General features: G+C 72.6%; 14 protein-coding genes. 9 read left to right on the top strand and 5 right to left on the bottom strand.

Annotated features, from left to right (window positions below; genetic code table 11):
• The first annotated feature begins 15 nt into the window (after positions 1 to 15).
• The 4 genes from AC4H2S_RS11805 to AC4H2S_RS11790 all read left to right on the top strand — a co-directional run bounded on the left by AC4H2S_RS11805 (position 16) and on the right by AC4H2S_RS11790 (position 2,395).
• The gene (locus AC4H2S_RS11805; RefSeq protein ID WP_491497174.1) at positions 16 to 825 is read left to right on the top strand and encodes a thymidylate synthase; all 810 of its coding nucleotides are present in this window, start codon (positions 16 to 18) and stop codon (positions 823 to 825) included.
• The gene (locus AC4H2S_RS11800) at positions 822 to 1,337 is read left to right on the top strand and encodes a dihydrofolate reductase (protein ID WP_491497173.1); all 516 of its coding nucleotides are present in this window, start codon (positions 822 to 824) and stop codon (positions 1,335 to 1,337) included. The genes AC4H2S_RS11805 and AC4H2S_RS11800 overlap by 4 nt, the downstream gene beginning before the upstream one ends.
• Positions 1,334 to 1,696: a GntR family transcriptional regulator gene (locus AC4H2S_RS11795; RefSeq protein WP_491497172.1), complete on the top strand. Its 363-nt coding sequence runs from the start codon at positions 1,334 to 1,336 to the stop codon at positions 1,694 to 1,696. The genes AC4H2S_RS11800 and AC4H2S_RS11795 overlap by 4 nt, the downstream gene beginning before the upstream one ends.
• Before the next feature lie 288 nt (positions 1,697 to 1,984).
• The gene (locus AC4H2S_RS11790; RefSeq protein ID WP_491497171.1) at positions 1,985 to 2,395 is read left to right on the top strand and encodes an NUDIX hydrolase; all 411 of its coding nucleotides are present in this window, start codon (positions 1,985 to 1,987) and stop codon (positions 2,393 to 2,395) included.
• A 19-nt stretch (positions 2,396 to 2,414) separates the two neighbouring features.
• Here AC4H2S_RS11790 and AC4H2S_RS11785 read toward each other — a convergent pair whose 3' ends face one another.
• Positions 2,415 to 2,747: a TfoX/Sxy family protein gene (locus AC4H2S_RS11785; protein WP_491497170.1), complete on the bottom strand. Its 333-nt coding sequence runs from the start codon at positions 2,745 to 2,747 to the stop codon at positions 2,415 to 2,417.
• A gap of 85 nt (positions 2,748 to 2,832) precedes the next feature.
• Here AC4H2S_RS11785 and dapA point away from each other — a divergent pair, with 85 nt between their 5' ends.
• The 3 genes from dapA (at position 2,833) to AC4H2S_RS11770 (ending at position 7,302) form a co-directional block, all read left to right on the top strand.
• Positions 2,833 to 3,723, top strand: coding sequence for a 4-hydroxy-tetrahydrodipicolinate synthase (gene dapA / locus AC4H2S_RS11780; protein WP_491497169.1), 891 nt, complete (start codon positions 2,833 to 2,835; stop codon positions 3,721 to 3,723).
• Between the two features lie 26 nt (positions 3,724 to 3,749).
• Entirely contained in the window at positions 3,750 to 5,435 is a 1,686-nt protein-coding gene (locus tag AC4H2S_RS11775; protein WP_491497168.1) for a ribonuclease J, read from the top strand.
• An 85-nt stretch (positions 5,436 to 5,520) separates the two neighbouring features.
• A complete protein-coding gene (locus AC4H2S_RS11770; RefSeq protein ID WP_491497167.1) occupies positions 5,521 to 7,302 on the top strand; it encodes an ATP-binding protein in 1,782 nt (593 codons plus the stop codon).
• On the opposite strand, the gene cydD is transcribed toward AC4H2S_RS11770, so the two are convergent.
• The 3 genes from cydD to AC4H2S_RS11755 are packed head-to-tail and all read right to left on the bottom strand — an operon-like array spanning position 7,262 to position 13,146.
• The gene (gene cydD / locus AC4H2S_RS11765; protein WP_491497166.1) at positions 7,262 to 10,648 is read right to left on the bottom strand and encodes a thiol reductant ABC exporter subunit CydD; all 3,387 of its coding nucleotides are present in this window, start codon (positions 10,646 to 10,648) and stop codon (positions 7,262 to 7,264) included. The genes AC4H2S_RS11770 and cydD overlap by 41 nt on opposite strands.
• Positions 10,645 to 11,664, bottom strand: coding sequence for a cytochrome d ubiquinol oxidase subunit II (gene cydB, locus AC4H2S_RS11760; protein ID WP_491497165.1), 1,020 nt, complete (start codon positions 11,662 to 11,664; stop codon positions 10,645 to 10,647). Before cydB ends, cydD begins: the two co-directional genes overlap by 4 nt.
• 33 nt (positions 11,665 to 11,697) lie before the next feature.
• Positions 11,698 to 13,146: a cytochrome ubiquinol oxidase subunit I gene (locus tag AC4H2S_RS11755; RefSeq protein ID WP_491497164.1), complete on the bottom strand. Its 1,449-nt coding sequence runs from the start codon at positions 13,144 to 13,146 to the stop codon at positions 11,698 to 11,700.
• A gap of 90 nt (positions 13,147 to 13,236) precedes the next feature.
• Here AC4H2S_RS11755 and AC4H2S_RS11750 point away from each other — a divergent pair, with 90 nt between their 5' ends.
• A complete protein-coding gene (locus tag AC4H2S_RS11750; protein ID WP_491497163.1) occupies positions 13,237 to 13,629 on the top strand; it encodes a BlaI/MecI/CopY family transcriptional regulator in 393 nt (130 codons plus the stop codon).
• 12 nt (positions 13,630 to 13,641) lie between these two features.
• Entirely contained in the window at positions 13,642 to 14,511 is an 870-nt protein-coding gene (locus AC4H2S_RS11745; protein ID WP_491497162.1) for a M56 family metallopeptidase, read from the top strand.
• A 90-nt stretch (positions 14,512 to 14,601) separates the two neighbouring features.
• Here the strand turns inward: AC4H2S_RS11745 and AC4H2S_RS11740 are convergent, their stop codons facing one another.
• Entirely contained in the window at positions 14,602 to 18,033 is a 3,432-nt protein-coding gene (locus AC4H2S_RS11740) for a M4 family metallopeptidase (protein WP_491497161.1), read from the bottom strand.
• Between the last annotated feature and the right edge of the window lie 72 nt (positions 18,034 to 18,105).

Genomic DNA, 18,105 nt, shown 5'->3' with positions numbered 1-18,105 from the left:
TCGTAGAGTCGCCCCGTGCGCGCCTACCTCGACCTGCTCCAGCGGATCCTCGACGAGGGCGTGGAGAAGACCGACCGCACCGGCACCGGCACGCTCAGCGTCTTCGGCCACCAGATGCGCTTCGACCTGTCCGCGGGCTTCCCGCTCGTGACCACCAAGAAGGTGCACACGCGTTCGGTCTTCGGCGAGCTGCTGTGGTTCCTGCGCGGCGACACCAACGTGAAGTGGCTGCAGGACCGCGGCATCACGATCTGGGACGAGTGGGCCGACGAGCAAGGCGACCTGGGCCCGGTCTACGGCTACCAGTGGCGCTCGTGGCCCACGCCCGACGGGCGTCACGTGGACCAGATCGCCCGGCTGGTCGAGGGCATCCGCACCAACCCCGACTCGCGCCGCCACATCGTCTCGGCGTGGAACGTCGCCGACGTCGACGACATGGCGCTCCCGCCGTGCCACACGATGTTCCAGTTCTACGTCGAGCCCGCCGCGACCGGCCCCGGCCGGCTGTCGTGCCAGCTCTACCAGCGCTCGGCCGACACGTTCCTCGGCGTGCCGTTCAACATCGCGTCCTACGCCCTGCTGACCCACATGGTCGCGCAGGTGACCGGTCTCGAGGTCGGCGACTTCGTGCACACCATGGGCGACGCGCACCTCTACCTCAACCACGTCGACCAGGCCCGCCTCCAGCTCACCCGCGAGCCGCGCGCGCTGCCGCGCCTGGTGCTCGACCCGTCCGTGACGGAGATCGACGGCTTCGACCTCGAGCACATCGCCGTCGAGGGCTACGACCCCCACCCGGGCATCAAGGCCCCCATCGCCGTATGAGCGGCGGCGCGACCGGACCGCTCCGGCCCGAGCAGCGCGTGGTGCTGGTGGCGGCCCACGCCCGCAACCGGGTGATCGGCAACGGTCCCGACATCCCGTGGCGGCTGCCCGGCGAGCAGGCGCAGTTCAAGGAGCTCACCTGGGGCCACACGCTGCTGATGGGCCGCACGACCTTCGAGTCGATCGGCCGCCCCCTGCCCGGGCGCACGACGATCGTCCTGACCCGGCACCTCGAGTGGTCGCACGAGGGCGTGCTCGTCGCCCACACGGTCGAGGAGGCGCTCGCGCTCGCCGGCGCCCAGCCCGGCGACCTGATGGTCGCGGGTGGCGGTGAGGTCTACGCCGCGCTGCTGCCGTGGGCGACGCACCAGGTGCTGACCGAGGTCGACCTCGAGCCGGAGGGCGACGTGCACTACCCGCAGTTCCCGGCCGACGAGTGGGTCGAGACGCAGCGCGAGCGCTTCGACGGCTACGACCGCGTGTGGCTCGAGCGCATGGAGCCCGCGGCGTGAGCCCCGGCGTGCGGATCGACGTCGACCCCGCGTCGGGCGTGCCGCCCTTCGAGCAGGTGCGCGAGGCCATCCGGGCGCAGGTCGACTCCGGCGAGCTCGCTCCCGGCGTCCGGCTCCCGCCGGTCCGCAGGCTGGCCACCTCCCTTGACCTCGCCGCCAACACGGTCGCGCGGGCCTACAAGGAGCTCGAGGCCCTCGGCGTCGTCGAGACCCGCGGGCGCGCCGGCACGTACGTCAGCGGCTCGGGGGTGGAGCGGTCGCTGCGCCAGGCCGCCGCGTCGTACGCCGCCACCGTCCGCTCGCTCGGCGCGTCCGAGGCCGACGCGCTCGCGGCCGTGCGCCGCGCGCTGGAGGCGTAGCCGGCGCCTGGGCCACCTGATCGTGGAGGATCCGCGTCACCAGGTGACCCGGATCATCCACGATCCCGTGGATGCCCGGCGATGGGCGGGAATGACGGTGCTCGGGTGGGGCGTTGTGATGGACAGCTGGCTCCGCATCATGCCCCCGGGCCTCACCCTTCGCCGCTGAGAGCGGCCCTTCGCCGAGAGGCGGCTGACGGACCAGCGAGCAGCACCACGCGGCCACCCGCGGGTAAGCCCCGTCAGGGTGGCTGCGTGCCGTCCGGGCAGGGCTGGGATGCTCGAGGCATGGACGAGACGGACGACAGGCACATCGTCGTCGCCGCGGTCGCGCTCGTGCGGGACGGCCGCGTGCTGACGGTCCGCAAGCGCGGCACGGCACGCTTCATGCTCGTCGGCGGCAAGCTGGAGCCGGGGGAGTCGGCCCGCGACGCCGCGCTGCGCGAGACCCGCGAGGAGGTCGGCCTCGAGATCGGGTCGGCGACCCTGCTGGGGGAGTTCCTCTCCGAGGCGGCCAACGAGCCCGGCCACTCGCTGCACTCCACGGTCTTCTGGGTGGAGTCGGACGCCGAGCCCGTCGCGGCGGGCGAGATCGCGGAGGTCCGCTGGACCCCGCTCGAGGACCACCCCGACGACCTGGCGCCGATGCTCGAGCACCACGTGCTGCCGGTGCTCCGGGCCAGGGCCGCCGCGCGCTGACGGCGGTCGGGCCCCCACCTCATTTGGGCGGCAGGGTGCGGACGTAGCGCACGCCGCGGTCGAGCCAGAGCTGGAGCTGCTCGTCGGTGGCGAGCGCCTCGGCGGCGACCAGGAGCCAGCCGGCCATCGGCCGCCCGCGCATCACCATCGGGCTCACCGTGTCGCCGTCGACCCACGCCTCCGCGTCGGCGGGGTCGGAGCGCACCATGAGCGATCCCTGGCTGCCGGCGGCGACCGCCATGTGGCCGTCGACCATGTAGCCCAGGCCGCCGAACATCCTCCTCGACGTCAGCCCCGGCTCGCCCTGCAAGAGCTCGTCGATCCGCTGCGCCAGCACCTCGTCGTACGCCATCGACCCAGTATGTCCACGACCGCCGACACCCGTGTGCGGCTCGGCGCCGCGACTCGCGCGCAGGTGGGGCGATAACCTTTCGACCATGAGCTCCAACGCCCCGTTCGGTCGCCTCCTCACTGCGATGGCCACCGCGTTCCACGAGGACGGCAGCGTCGATCTCGAGGGCACCGGACGGATCGCCGCCCACCTCGTCGACCACGGCAACGACGGCGTCGTCGTCAGCGGCACGACGGGCGAGAGCCCGACGACGTCGGTGGCCGAGGACGGCGAGGTCCTGCGAGCCGTCCAGGACGCGGTCGGCGACCGCGCGACCGTGGTGGCCGGCGTGGGCACCAACTCGACCGCCCACTCCGTCGAGCTGGCGCGCCAGGCCGAGAAGATCGGCGCCGACGCGGTGCTGCTGGTCAGCCCCTACTACAACAAGCCCGGCCAGGTCGGCCTGCGCCACCACTTCTCCTCGGTGGCCGAGGCGACCGACCTGCCGGTCATGCTCTACGACGTGCCGGGTCGCACCGCGAGCCTCATCGAGCTCGACACCTACGAGGCGATGCGGCGCTACGACCACGTCGCCTCGGTCAAGGACGCCTCCGGCCTGCTGCCCCGCACCGCGCAGCTGGTCGAGATGGGCTACTCCGTCTACTCCGGCGACGACGTCGCCACGCTGGGCTACCTCGCCTACGGCGGCGTCGGCCTGGTCTCGGTCGTCGGCCACGCGGCGGGCGACCAGCTGGCGTCGATGATCGGCGCCTGGGTCCGCGGCGACCACGCCGAGGCCCTGCGCATCCACACGGCGCTCGTGCCGGCCTTCGAGGCCGTCATGGGCGTCCCCAACTACGGAGCCACCACCGCGAAGGCAGCCCTCGAGCTGCTCGGGGTGCTGGACAACCGCCGCGTCCGCGGACCGCTCGTCGCTCTCGACGAGGACGAGGTCGCGGCACTGCGCACGGGCCTGGCAGCCGCCGGCCTCATCTGATCGACCACACCAACCCGAGGAATCCCTTGAGCCATCCCCACCCCGACCTGAGCGCACCCGCCCCGCTGCCGGCAGGAGGCCTCCGGGTCATCCCTCTCGGCGGGCTGGGCGAGGTGGGTCGCAACATGACCGCGTTCGAGTACGACGGCCGGCTGCTGCTGGTCGACTGCGGCGTGCTGTTCCCCGAGGACCACCACCCCGGCGTGGACCTGATCCTCCCCGACTTCGAGCCGATCCGCGACCGCCTCGATGCCGTCGAGGCGCTGGTGCTGACCCACGGCCACGAGGACCACATCGGCGCCACGCCCTACCTGCTGCGCGAGCGGGGCGACATCCCGCTGGTCGGCTCCAAGCTGACCCTGGCGCTGCTCGGCTCCAAGCTGCGCGAGCACCGGCTCAAGGAGACGGTGCACTACGAGGTGGCCGAGGGCCAGACGATCACGTTCGGCCCGTTCGTGCTGGAGTTCGTCGCGGTCAACCACTCGATCCCCGACGCGCTCGCGGTCGTCATCCGCACCGGCGCCGGCGTCGTGCTGCACACCGGCGACTTCAAGATGGACCAGCTCCCGCTGGACGGCCGGATCACCGACCTCAACGAGTTCGCCCGCCTCGGCGACGAGGGCGTCGACCTGTTCCTCACCGACTCCACCAACGCCGAGGTGCCGGGCTTCACCACCTCGGAGAAGGACATCTCGCCGGTCCTGGAGGGGGTCTTCGCCAAGAGCGACCAGCGCATCATCGTCGCCTGCTTCGCCTCCCACGTGCACCGCGTCCAGCAGGTCCTCGACGCCGCCGTGGCCCACGGCCGCAAGGTCGGCTACGTCGGCCGCTCGATGGTGCGCAACATGGCGATCGCCCAGGAGCTCGGCTACCTCAACGTCCCGCCGGGCGTGATGGTCGACGCCAAGGAGCTCGCCGACCTGCCGCCGGAGAAGCAGGTGCTGGTCTCCACCGGCTCGCAGGGCGAGCCGCTGTCGGCGCTGAGCCGCATCGCCCAGCGCAGCCACAGCTTCGTGCACCTCGAGGAGGGCGACACCGTCATCCTCGCCAGCTCCCTGATCCCCGGCAACGAGAACGCCGTCTACCGGGTGATCAACGGGCTCTCGCGCCTGGGCGCCAACGTCGTGCACAAGGGCAACGCGCTGGTGCACGTGTCCGGGCACGCGAGCGCCGGTGAGCTCCTCTACTGCTACAACATCGTCAAGCCGCGCAACGTGCTGCCGGTGCACGGCGAGTTCCGCCACATGAGGGCCAACGCCGACCTCGCGCGCGCCACGGGCGTCGAGAACGTCGTGCTGGCCGAGGACGGGGTCGTGGTCGACCTCATCGACGGGGTGGCGCGGGTCGTCGGCAAGGTCGACGTCGGCTACGTGTTCGTCGACGGCACCACGATCGGCGAGGTGTCCGAGGCCTCGATGAAGGACCGCCGGATCCTCGGCGAGGAGGGCTTCCTCTCGGTCATCGTGGTGGTCGACTCGGTGACCGGCAAGGTCGTGTCCGGGCCCGAGATCCACGCCCGCGGCTTCGCCGAGGACGAGGCGACGCTGCAGGAGATCCGCCAGCCGATCATCGACGCCATCGACGCCGCCGTCGCCGACGGGACCAGCGACAGCTACCAGCTGCAGCAGACCGTGCGCCGCGTGGTCGGCCGGTGGGTCAGCCGCGCACACCGGCGTCGTCCGATGATCATTCCTGTGGTGATCGAGGCCTGACCGTGCCCTAGCATCGACCCAGGACCCCGGGCGGGACCGGCAGCACAGGACCAGGGGCGCCGGTCGGCGTCGGGGGGAGGTGGGGATGCCGCGCAACCAGGGCGCGCTCAGCCGGCTGGCCGAGCTGATGCGGCGGGTCAACTCCTCCACCGACACCGAGGTGATCCTCGAGGAGATCGCGCACGGCGTCGTCGACGTGCTGGGCTACGGCGTCGCGGCAATCGCCCGGCTCGAGGGAGACGTGCTCGTGATGACCCACGTCGCCGGACCGCCCGAGGTGGTCACGCAGATCCTGCACCGCCGCACCCCGGCCGAGCAGATCCTCGACGAGTTCCGCGAGGCCGACAAGTGGGGCATCCTCCGCTTCGTCCCCGCCGGACGGATGTCGCCCGAGCGCCTGCAGGCGGCGTGGATCCCCGAGCTCGACCCCGTCCCCGACCCGCAGGCGTGGCACCCCGAGCACGCGCTCTACGCCCCGCTCTACTCGGCGGGCGGCGAGCTCCTGGGCAACATGGCCGTCGACCTGCCCGCCGACGGCCGGGTGCCCGACGAGGCCGACCGCGAGCTGCTGGAGATGTTCGCGGTGCAGGCCGGCGTCGCGCTCTCCAACGCCCGGGAGCGGGAGCGGCTCACCGACCGCGTGCGCCTGGACCGGATGCTCACCACGGTCGCGGGCGCCGCCACCGCGCAGAACCTCGCCCAGGCGCTCGGCGCGGCCGTGGTGGCCGTCGCCGAGTCGCTGGGCACGGTGCAGACCGTGGTGCGCACGTTCCCCAGCGACGCACAGGGCAGCGAGCTCGGGGTCGGCACGCCCCACGCCTTCACCCACGAGCACGACGTCCCCGAGCTGCGCGAGGACCTCACCCGGCTGGCGGACCGGCTGGTGCTCATCGAGCTCGGGGTCGACGACGAGACGTCGGACGAGCTGCCCCGGAGCGCGGCCGGCCTGCAGCGGCTGATGCGCGGCCTGCGCGTCGACCGCGCGCTGGTGTGCCCGCTGGTCTCCCAGGACGACCTCGTCGGCTACCTCGTGCTCGGCTTCGGTCGCCGGGCGCGCCCGGTCACCCCGGCCGAGGCCGACGCGGTGCTCGAGGTGGGCAGGCTCGTCGCGCAGACCGTCCGCGCCTCCCGCGTCCTGGAGACCGAGCAGCGCCTCGTGCAGGAGCTCCGCGAGCTGGCCCGCTACCGCAGCGAGCTGATCGCGACCATCTCCCACGAGCTCAAGACGCCGCTGACCGCGATCCTCGGCCATGCCGAGCTGATCGCCGACCGGCACCCCGAGCTGGCCTCGATCGACGCCATCATCCGCAACGCCGGCCGGCTCAACAACCTCGTCGCCAACCTGCTCCACTACTCCCGCATCCAGGGCCGGCGCGAGACCGTGCGCCGGGCCGTCGACCTCGCCGAGCTGTGCGAGGCCAGCGTCGACCTGCTGAGCATCCGGGCCAAGCAGGCCGGGGTCGGGCTGCGCTTCGACCGCTCCGCCCCCGGGCCCGTGGTGGTCTTCGGCGACCCCGAGGAGCTCGCGCGCGTCATCGACAACATGGTCGACAACGCCGTGAAGTACACCCCCGAGGACGGCGCGGTGGTGGTGGCCATGACGGTGGGCGACGACCAGGTGTGCGTCGAGGTCACCGACACCGGCATCGGCATCTCCCCGGCCGATCAGCAGAACGTGTTCTCCGCGTTCCACCGCTCCACCAACCCCAACGCGCTGTCGGTGCCGGGCACCGGGCTGGGGCTGCCGATCGCGCAGCGGATCGCGGAGTCGCACGGCGGCACCCTGTCGGTGGCCTCAGAGCTCGGACAGGGCAGCACCTTCCGGTTCACCCTGCCGCTGCGCTCCGCGCGAGAGCACGCCCACTGACCGAGGGCGACGTCCCCGGCTCCAGGTGGACCACCCGGTCCATCGCGTCGAGGCCCACGGTGCCGTGGGTGATCCACACGATCGACCGGCCCGCCCGCGCGGCGGAGCCGAGCATCTCGTCGGCGACCGCTCGGGCCGTGGGGCCGTCGAGGTGGGCGGTCGGCTCGTCGAGCACCAGGACCGGCGGGTCCGCGAGCAGGGAGCGGGCGAGCGCGAGCCGCGCCCTCTCGCCGCCGGACACCTCGCGCCGGCCCTCGCCGACGTGGGTGTGGATGCCGGCCGGCAGGGCGTCGACCCACGGACCGAGCGACGCGCGGTCCAGCGCGGCGCGGACCTCGTCGTCGTCGGCACCGGGGCGCGCGAGCCGGACGTTCTCGGCGACCGTGGACGCGAAGACGTGCGGGTCGTCGTCGACGAGGCCCACGCGGCGGCGTACGTCGTGCAGCGCGAGCCGTCGCAGGTCGGTGCCGCCCAGGAGCACCTCTCCCTCGATCGGGTCGAGAAAGCGCACCAGGGTGGCGGCGAGCGTCGACTTGCCCGAGCCGGACGGGCCGGTGACGCCGAGGTGCTCGCCGGGACGCAGGGCGAGGTGCTCCAGCGCCAGCGCCGGCCGCTCGGTCCAGCCGAGCTCGGCGTGGTGCATCGCGACGTCGTACGCCTCGGGGACCGGTGCGGGCGCGTCGGGATCGGTGACCGCGGGAGGCGTGTGGGCGAGCCGGTCGAGGCGCTCGCGCGCGGCGCGGGCGCGGACTGCCAGCGCACCGGCGTCGGCGAGGCTCCCGGTGGTGTCGGCCAGGGCCAGCGGCACCAGGAGCAGCAGGGCGAGGCGGGCCGGGGTGGTGCTCGACGGGTCGACGAGGGCGGCGACCGCGACGACGCCCGCACCCGCCGCCATGGTGGTCAGGGCGGTGCCGGCCGCCACGGCGCGCGCGGAGCGTCGCAGGGCGCGCGAGAGCGCGTCCGACTCCGCCCGTACGGCGGCCAGCGCACGCTGGGTCGCGCCCCACTGCTCGAGCTCGCGCACGCCGTGGACGAGCTCCTCGACCCGGGTGCCCAGCAGGGCACGGTGGGCCACGACCTGCGGCTCGGCGGCCGCGGTGCCGCGCCGGGCGAGCACGAAGGCGAGGCCGCCCGTGGCCACGACCACCAGCACGACGGCGCCGGCGACGGGGGACACGAGGGCGGTGAGGCCGGCCGCCGCGGCGCCGACCAGCGCCGCGGTCACGACCGGCTGGCGGACGCGCAGACGGTCGTCGAGCAGCGCGTCGACGTCGTCGACGACCTGGGTGAGCAGGTCGCCGCGGCGTGGCCCGAGGCGGCCGGGCACGAGGGGCACCAGGTCGGCGAAGACCGCGGCCCGACGCTCGGCCAGCTCGCGCAGCACCACGTCGTGGCTCAGCACGCGCTCGGCGTGGCGCAGCACCGGCCGGGCGAGGCCGAAGAGGCGCACGCCGACGATCGCGACCATGAGGTAGAGCACGGGCGGGTGCTGGCTGGCGCGGGTGATCAGCCAGCCGGCGGTGGCGGTGAGCGCGACGCCGGAGCCGGTGGACAGGGCGCCGAGCACGGTGGCGGTCCGCAGTCCCCAGCGGGGACGTGTGTCGTCGTCCTCGGAGGCCGCGACGACCGGCGCGGCCGCGCGGCGGTCGGTGGGCGCGGCGCTCGCGCCGGAGACCGCGGCGGCGCTCGTGGACCGGTCGGCCTCCGTCGTCCCGGAGTCCGCGGCGGCGGGGGAGGGGGTGAGCCGGACGACCCGGCCGGCGGCCGCGAGCACGGCCGGGCGATGGGCCACCACGACGACCAGGCTGCGGCGGGCGAGGACGGCGAGCGTGTCGAGCAGCACCTGCTCGGTCTCCTCGTCCAGGTGGGCGCTCGGCTCGTCGAGCAGCACGACCGGGCGATCGGCGAGCACGACGCGGGCGAGCCCGATGCGGGCCCGCTGGCCCGCGGACAACCCGGCACCGTCCTCGCCGAGCACCGTGGCCGGCCCGTCGGGCAGGGCGCGCACGACGTCGTCGAGACCGAGGCTGCGCAGCGCCTGCCACACCTCGTCGTCGCTCGCCCCGGGACGGCCGAGCCGGACGTTGGCGGTGATCGTGTCGGCGAGCAGGAACGGGCGCTGCGGCGCCCAGGCGACCTGCGCGTGCCACCACGCCGGGTCCACCTCGTCGAGCGGGATGCCGCCGACGAGCACGTCGCCGGCGAGCGGGGCGAGCTCGCCCCGCAGCGTGGCCAGGAGGGTGGACTTGCCGCACCCGGACGGACCGGCGACGGCGACCAGCCCGCGGCGGGGGAGGTCGAGGTCGAGCGGCGCGGTGAGGGGGGTGGCGAGGGGGGTGGCGTAGCCGATCTCGAGGCCGGTCGTCGCCAGCGCCGTGGAGTCGGGCTGCGCGGCGGCGGGGGAGTCGTCCGTGGCCTCGGCGAGCAGTGCGTCGGCGTCGGCGAGGGCGGCGGTGCCCTCGGCGGCGGCGTGGAACTCGGCGCCGACCCGGCGCAGCGGCCAGTAGGCCTCGGGGGCCAGCAGCAGCACGGTGAGGGCGACCTCGAAGCCGACCGACCCCGAGGCGAGCCGCAGGCCGACGGTCACGGCCACCAGCGCGACCGACAGGGTCGCGACGAGCTCGAGCACCGACGAGGAGGCGAACGCGAGCCGCAGGGTGTCGACCGTGGCGCGGCGGTAGCGGTGGGTGACCGACCGGATCGTGCCGACCTGCGCCTCCGCACGGTTGTGCGCGACGAGCGTCGGGAGTCCGCGCACCACGTCGAGGAAGTGGCCCGAGAGCGCCTCCAGGGCGCGCCACTGCGTCCGGGCGCGGTCGCGCGTGGTGAGCCCGACGAGGACGGCGAAGACCGGGATGAGGGGGAGCGTGAGGGCGACGACGAGGCCCGACAGCGGGTCGAGCCAGGTGATCGCGGCCAGGGTGAGGACCGGCAGCACGGCGGCCGGCACCAGGGCCGGCAGGTAGCGGGTCACGTAGGGCTCGACGCCGGCGACACCGCGCGTGGCGAGCACGACGAGGCGGGCCGGGGCGATGCCGTCGGTGCGGCGCGCGGCGTCCAGCAGGCGCTGGCGCAGCGCACCCGACACCTCGCCGCCGGCGCGCGCTGCCGCCCGCTGGCCGACGTAGGCCGCGAGCGTGCGCACCAGCACGGCCGCGCCGAACGCCCAGGCGGCGGTCTGCCACCCGCCATCGGGCGGCGTGACCGCGGCGACGACGAGAGCCCCGAGGGCGAACGCCTGCGCCACCGTGGCGACCCCGCCCACGACGCCGCCGGCGACGACGAGGGCCAGCGCGCCGCGAGCGGGTCGGAGGTGGGTCAGGACGGCCGGGTCGAGCGGCTTCACTGCGGGGATTCCGCGAGGACCGTGGTGGGGATGTGGTGGGTGGAGATCCGCCGGCGGAACACCCAGTAGGTCCAGGCCTGGTAGCCCAGGACGATCGGGGTGAAGATCACCGCGACCCACGTCATCACCTTCAGCGTGTACGCCGTCGCCGCCGCGTTGGTGGTGGTGAGGGAGTAGGCCACGTCGGTCGTCGAGGGCATCACGTCGGGGAACAGGGCCAGGAACAGCCCGCCGACCGCCAAGGCGATGGTGGCGAAGGTGCCGGTGAAGGCCCAGCCCTCGCGGCCCGCGACGGCCGAGACCAGCCCGCCGATGAGGGCGAGAGCGGCGCCGGCGAACGCCACCGCGCTCAGCGTGCTCCCGGTCTTGACCTGGGTCCAGACCAGGAACACCACGGCCAGCAGGGCGGCGAGGACGCCGATCCGCACGGCCAGGTCGCGGGCGCGGTAGCGGATGTCGCCGTCGGTCTTGAGCGCGATGAACAGGGCGCCGTGCGTGGCGAAGAGCGTCAGCGTGACGAGCCCGCCCAGGAGCCCGTAGGGGTTGAGCAGCGTGAACAGGTTGCCGGTGAACTCCTTGTCGGCGTCGATCGGCACGCCCGCGACGATGTTGGCGAACGCGACGCCCCAGAGCACGGCGGGCACGAACGAGCCCCAGATGATCGCGAGGTCCCAGCGCCCCTGCCACTCGACCTCCTCACGCTTGTGGCGGTACTCGAAGGAGACCCCGCGCACGATCAGGGCGACGAGGATGAGCAGCAGTGGGAGGTAGAACCCGCTGAACAACGTCGCGTACCACTCGGGGAAGGCGGCGAAGGTGGCGCCGCCCGCGACCAGCACCCACACCTCGTTGCCGTCCCACACCGGGCCGATGGTGTTGATCATGACGCGGCGCTCGGTGTCGTCGCGGGCCAGCACCGGCAGGAGCATGCCGACGCCGAAGTCGAAGCCCTCCAGGCAGAAGTAGCCGACCCACAGCACGGCGATCAGGGCGAACCAGACGGTGGTCAGTTCCATGGTGTCTCTCTCCGGGGCAACAGGGTCGGCAGGTCAGTAGGCGAAGGTGAGCGGGGCGTCCTCGTCGGAGTCGCCGCCGACCGGGACGCGGGGCGGCTCCTCGTAGGGGTCGGCGCCCTTGTTCACGTAGGTGATGAGGAGCTTGACCTCGATGACCGCGAGCAGGGCGTACAGCGCCGTCAGCACGATGAGCGAGGTCGCCGCCTCGAAGACCGAGACTCCCGGCGACACCCCGGACTCGGTGGTCATCAGCCCGAACACGACCCATGGCTGGCGACCCATCTCGGTGAAGATCCACCCCCAGGACGAGGCCAGCGTCGTGGCGATGGGCAGGCTGATGCCGAGGGCGCCGAGCCACCGCACCTGCGGCTGGCGGCCCTTGCGGGTCAGCCACAGGATGAGCGCCGCACCGGCCGCTGCGAAGACGCCGAGGCCCATCATGAAGCGGAACGACCAGTAGGTCACCGGGATGACCGGGGTGTAGTCGCCGTCGGTGTAGGCCTTCGAGGCCGGGTCGGACCCGTACTTCTCGATGTACTCCTCGCTGAGTGGGTCGATGCCCTGGACCTTGCCGTCGATGGAGCCGGTGGCGAGGAAGGAGAGCACGCACGGCACGGTGATGGCGAACTTCTCTTCCTTCCCGTCGGGGGTGCCGACGGTGAAGACGGAGAACGGCGCGCAGCTGTCGCTGGTCTCGTAGAGGCCCTCGGCCGCGGCCATCTTCATCGGCTGGACCTCGGTCATCACCTTGCCCTGCACGTCGCCGGTGATCGCGACGCCCAGCCCGGCGAGCAGGGTGATGACGGCGCCGAGCCGGATCGCTCCGTAGTACATCGGGCGGTCGGCCTGGTGGCGCTTCTTCATGTAGAGGTAGGCCGCGACGCCGAGCACGAACGTTCCGGCGGTCATGTAGGCCGCGAAGATCACGTGCGGGAAGGTGATGACCTGGACCTTGTTGAACATCACCGCCCAGAAGTCGACGAGCTCCGCACGTCCGGAGTCGGGGTTGAAGCGGTAGCCGACCGGGTGCTGCATCCACGAGTTCGCGGCGAGGATGAACCACGCCGAGGCGAGCGTGCCGAGGTGCACCAGCCACATGCAGGCGGCGTGCAGGCCGCGGGGGAGCTTGTCCCAGCCGAAGATCCACAGGCCCAGGAAGGTCGACTCGAGGAAGAAGGCCAGCAGGCCCTCCACGGCCAGCGGGGCGCCGAAGATGTCGCCGACGAAGCGGGAGTAGTCCGACCAGTTCATCCCGAACTGGAACTCCTGAACGATCCCGGTGACGACGCCGATGGCGAAGTTGATCAGGAAGAGCTTGCCGAAGAACTTCGTGAGGCGGAGGTACTCCTCCTTGCCGGTGCGCACCCAGGCGGTCTCCAGCCCGGCGATCACGGCGGTGAGCCCGATCGTCAACGGCACGAACAGGAAGTGGTAGACGGTGATGATCCCGAACTGCCACCGGGCGATGTCGAGGACGTCCATGGGCACCCTTTCGGCGCAAGATTACTACAGAGCGTAGTAGATACTACGTCGAGTCGTAGATGGCCCGACAGGGCCCCTAGACTCCTGTCCATGAGTCCAAGGTCCCGGATGGGAGAGCTCGAGCAGGCCGTCCTCGAGGTGCTGTGGGACCTCAACGCCCCCGCGGGTCAGGACCCTCCGGGCGCCAGCGGGCGCGAGGTGCACGAGCGCCTGACCGGCCACCGCGACCGCGAGCTCGCCTACACGACCGTGATGACCGTGCTCGACCGGCTCGCGCGCAAGGACGTCGTCGTACGTCGCCGCGACGGCCGCGCCTTCCGCTACTCCCCGCGCCTGACCCGCGCCGCGATGACCGCCGAGCTGATGCACGAGGCGCTCCCCGAGACCGGCCGCGACCGCGAGCAGGCCCTCGTCTCGTTCGTCGGCGATGCCAGCCCCGAGGACCTCGCCGCGTTGCGACGCGCCCTCCACGAGATCGGCTGACCGGGACGGCCGATGCCGACCCCTGTCGTCCTCGGAGTCCTCGCCGTCCTGCTGGCCGGACCGCTGCCGAGGGTCCTGTCGCGCTGGACCCGCCTGCGCCGCACGCCGGCCGCGGCGATGCTGCTGTGGCAGAGCACGGCGCTCGCCGCCGTCCTGGCCGCCCTCGGCGCCGGGTTGTCCCTGGTGACCGCCCGGCTGTGGGAGCCCCCGGCCTCGAGGGGCGACGTCGCGGTGGCCGCCCTCGCCCTGGCCGTGACCCTCGTGGTGCTGGCGAGGCTGCTCCTCAGCGCCCACCGCACCGGCACCTCGCTGCGGCGGATCCGGCGCGCGCACCGCGAGCGCGTCGACCTGGTCGCCCGCCGGGACGGCGAGATGTCGGTGCTCGAGCACGCCGTGCCGGTGGCCTACTGCGTGCCCGGCATGCGCGGCTCGCGCATCGTCGTGTCACGCTCGGCCCTGACCGCGCTCGCCCCGGCCGAGCTCGACGCCGTCCTCGAGCACGAGCGCTCGCACCTGCGCTCGCGCCACGACCTGGTGCTCGAGGCGTTCACCGTGCTGCACCGCGCGTTCCCGCGCTGGGTCGCCAGTGAGGCGGCCCGCGACGAGGTCGAGGTGCTGGTCGAGGTGCTCGCCGATCGGGCCGCGTGCCGCGACGGCCACCGCCGGGCCCTGCTCTCCGCGCTGCTGACGCTGGCCGGGTCGCCGGCGCCCGCCGGCGCCCTCGGGTCGTCCGGCTCGCTCGCGGCCCGGGTCGAGGTGCTGCGCGACACGCGTACGCACCCGGCGCAGGCCGCAGCGGTGTCGCTGCTCGCCGTACTGATCCTGGCCGCACCCACCCTGCAGGTGGTCCTGCCCTGGCTGAGCGGCCTCGACGCACGTTGAGGGCGGCCGGAGGCCCCGGCGGACTGCTCCGCCGGGGCCTCCGGTGATGGTGCTGGTGCTGCCTGGGTGGTGCTCAGCTGCTGCTCAGGGTCAGCGCGTGACCCGGAACGTCAGCGAGTCCTTGCTGCGCCTCACGGTGTCGGATCCGAGGTACTTCACCTTCACCGTGCGCTTGCCGGCCCTCAGGCCCTTCCTGACCGTCAGCTCGGCCTTGCCGTTCTTGAGCCTGACGATCGTCGTGTTGCCCTGGACCTTGATCTCGACCCTGCCGGTGACGGCGACGTCGGCCTTGACCCTGACCTTGAAGGTGACCTTCTTGCCGGCCTGGGGCTTGGCGGGCCTGACCCTGACCGTGGTCGTCGAGTCGACCTTGGTGACGGGCGCGGCCGTGACCGTCACCGTGGCGCTACCGGTGGACGGCTGGAACCCACCGCTGCCCAGGTAGTTGACCGTCAGCACGTGCGTGCCCACGGCCAGGTCGGCAGGCAGGGCGAGGGACGCCTTGCCCTCGGTCAGCGTGCCGCTCGCGATCTTGGTGCTGTCGCCCTTGAGCACCTCCACGGCGCCGGTGGGCGTGCCGCTCGCGGTGGTGGAGACCGTCACGTCGAGCTTGGACGCGGTGCCGAAGACCGAGGGCTCCGGGACGTGCGTCGCCCGCACCGACGTGTTGGTGACCTTGCAGTCGATCAGCTGGACGTTGTCGACCGCCCAACCCAGGACGCCGCCACACCCGTCGCGCCCGATGTCGAAGCGCATCTGCACCGTGTCCCCGGACTTCAGACCCAGGGCCTTCAGGTCCACCACGGAGGTGCCCCATCGGGACTCGAGCGTGCCGCCGTCGGAGCCGGTGAAGCCGGGCTCGCCCGCGAGCGGGTTGGTGTTGCCGCCGCTCGCCGACGTCAGCCTGGACGGCGGGTTGTAGAGGTAGGCCGACGCCGGGACGGCGGCGAAGGCGCCCCCGTTGATGCTGACCTTGACGTTGCCGCCGTCGTAGCCGAGCTCGGTGGACACCGAGTGGTCGAACGTCAGCTTCGGGTGCTGGGTGGCTCCGACCGCGATGACCGGACTGGCGATCGAGTCACGGCTGGAGAAGTCGCCGGCACCGTTGACGCACTGACCCTGGTCCGGGGCGGGCCCGAAGGCGACCTTGCCGGGGTGGTCGTCGACGGCCTTGGACTGCCACGGCTCGTGGATCCCGTCCTCGAACACGACGTCACTGCTGGGGGTCCAGCCCGCGAGCCCGTCCTCGAAGTCCTCGCTCCAGCGGACCTCGTTGACGAAGCCGTCACCGCACAGAGACGGCGCGCTCGGGTCGAGCAGCGGCTGGAAGTCGCACTGCACGGGCTCCTTGCGGAGCTCGGTCGCCGTGATGACCGTCGCCAGGTCCGAGCAGTCGGCCGCGGTGATGGGCGTCGCGGGCTGCACGTCGTTGTCTCCGAGGGTGACCTTGTTGATCGGCTTGCCGGTGAGGTCGGCGCAGGACGCCTCCAGGCCGTCGGCCAGGTCGGTGAAGTCAGACGTCGGCGTGAGGTAGGCCGACTGGGTGCGCCACCAGATGTTGGCCGCCTTGTCGAAGCCCATGCCGGCCATGGTCTGGCCGTTGTAGGTGCCGCCGTCGACGGCCAGCGCGTAGGCGTGGTTGGGCACACCCGAGTTGCTGTGGACGCCGCCGGCGTCGTCGGTGCTGCACTTGTACTCGGCGTCCGAGACCTTGCCCGGGTCGCCGTAGCAGGTGGGCGTCCACATGTCGCGGATCGCGCCACCGAACGCCGAGGACTTCTCGCTCAGCACCCACCGGGCGTTGTCGTCCTTGGCCGCCTCGTCGATGTCCTTGACGTTGATGGTCACCGCGCCGACGGACTTGATCCTGCTCGCGGCCACGGCGTCGACCATCAGGCCGTAGATCGGGAAGTCGCCACCGGCGGCAGCAGGCGCGCCGTTGGTGACGTTGCCGACCACGATGCCGGTGGCGCCGGCGTCGACGGCGTTCTGCACCTTGTCGTTGAGGATGCAGGTGCCGCGGTCGACGTAGACCCACTTGCCCGCGACCGCGGCCGCGTTGGTGAGCTCGGAGCAGCCGTCGGTCGTCGTGCCGATCGTCGTGCCGTCCTCGACCTCGACCGCGTCGGTGCCCGCCACGACGTCGGCCGTGACACCGGCCTTGTCGAAGACGGGGCCGTGCTGGAAGGGCACCGCCCACTCGCACTCACCGGCGACAGACGCCGGGGCGGTGATCGTCGCACCGATCTGGCCGCGCGTGTAGCGCGAGCAGAGACCCGCGGTGCGCTCGACGGCCAGGTCGCCCTCGCCCGTGTCCTCGCGAGCGTTGAGGATGTCCTGCGTCTCGCCGAACACGTCGGACATCGACTCGTTGAGCGCGCCGGACTGCCACTGGTAGATCAGGCCGGAGGTGTACTCGGTGTAGGCGTGGCTCCACTCGTGGCCCACGGTGTCGTCGTCGTAGACGCCCGGGCAGAAGCTGGTGTACTGCCCGTTCCACGACGCGTTGGGGCAGCGGTCGGCGCGGTTGTGCACCATGTACATCGTGCCGCCCTCGCCGTCGAAGGAGTCGCGGCCGGCCAGGTTCTTGTAGAGGTTGTAGATCTCGCCGGCCGAGGCGACCATGTTCTGCTGGTCCTGGTCGAGGCTGCCGGGGAGCGGCTGGCCCTCGCGCCACAGCTCGGCCAACGTGTCGTCGCTGACGTCGTCCGGGGTGTCGTTGTCGTCGGTGACGGTGAGGAGCCGTCGGTCGCGGGCCTCGTGGATCCGCGAGTACCGGTTGACCGGCTTGAGGCTGGTGCTGTCCAGCAGCAGGACCTCACGGACCGTCCCGCTGTCCTCGGTGACGTTGGAGACGTCGACCTGCCAGGCCAGGACGGCCTTGCCGGCCTCGCCCTTGACGGAGCCCTTGCGGTAGACGACGAGCGTGGTCTCGTCGGCACGCAGCCCGGAGGTGTCGACCGCGGTGTCCGCGTCGGACATCGGCGGGGCGGCCTCGACGATCGCCACGGCCGCGTCGGCGGCCTCGTCGCCGCTGCGGCGCGGGGTCGTGCTGAGGGACAGGTCGGGGGCCGCGTAGCCGGTGACCGACGTCAGGTCACCCTGCTTGTCCAGGTTGGCCTTGACGCCCGACCCGAAGACGGGGACGCCGTCGTAGGACTGGCTGTAGGTGACGGTCCAGCCGAGCGGGCCGGACTCGACGCGGACCTTCTCGAGCTCGTCGCTGCGCGCGCCGAGGGCGCCGGCGTACTTGTCGAGGTAGGCGTCGGCCTTGGCGCTCGCGCTCGCGGCGTCGGAGGCGGACGTGCCGGGAAGCAGGTCACCGTCGGTGCGGACGAAACCGGCCTTGCCGGTGGCGGCTTCCTTGCTGATGGCGACCGAGCCCTCGGCCTGGTCGCGCAGCTGCGAGAGCAGCGAAGGTTCGGCACTCGGTGCCGCTGTTGCCTGCACTCCGAGCGTGGGGACGGCGGCCAGTCCGGCGCCCACGACGGCGAGTGCAAGCCCCCTGTTGAGGAGCTTCACGTGTGTTCTTCTTCCATGAGACGAGAAGTCCCCGGCACCAGTCGGCCGGGTGATCCGGGTCACCATAAGCAC

This window comes from Nocardioides sp. Z13_37 (genome assembly GCF_058355585.1).
This window is presented reverse-complemented; position numbering and strand designations above follow the sequence as displayed.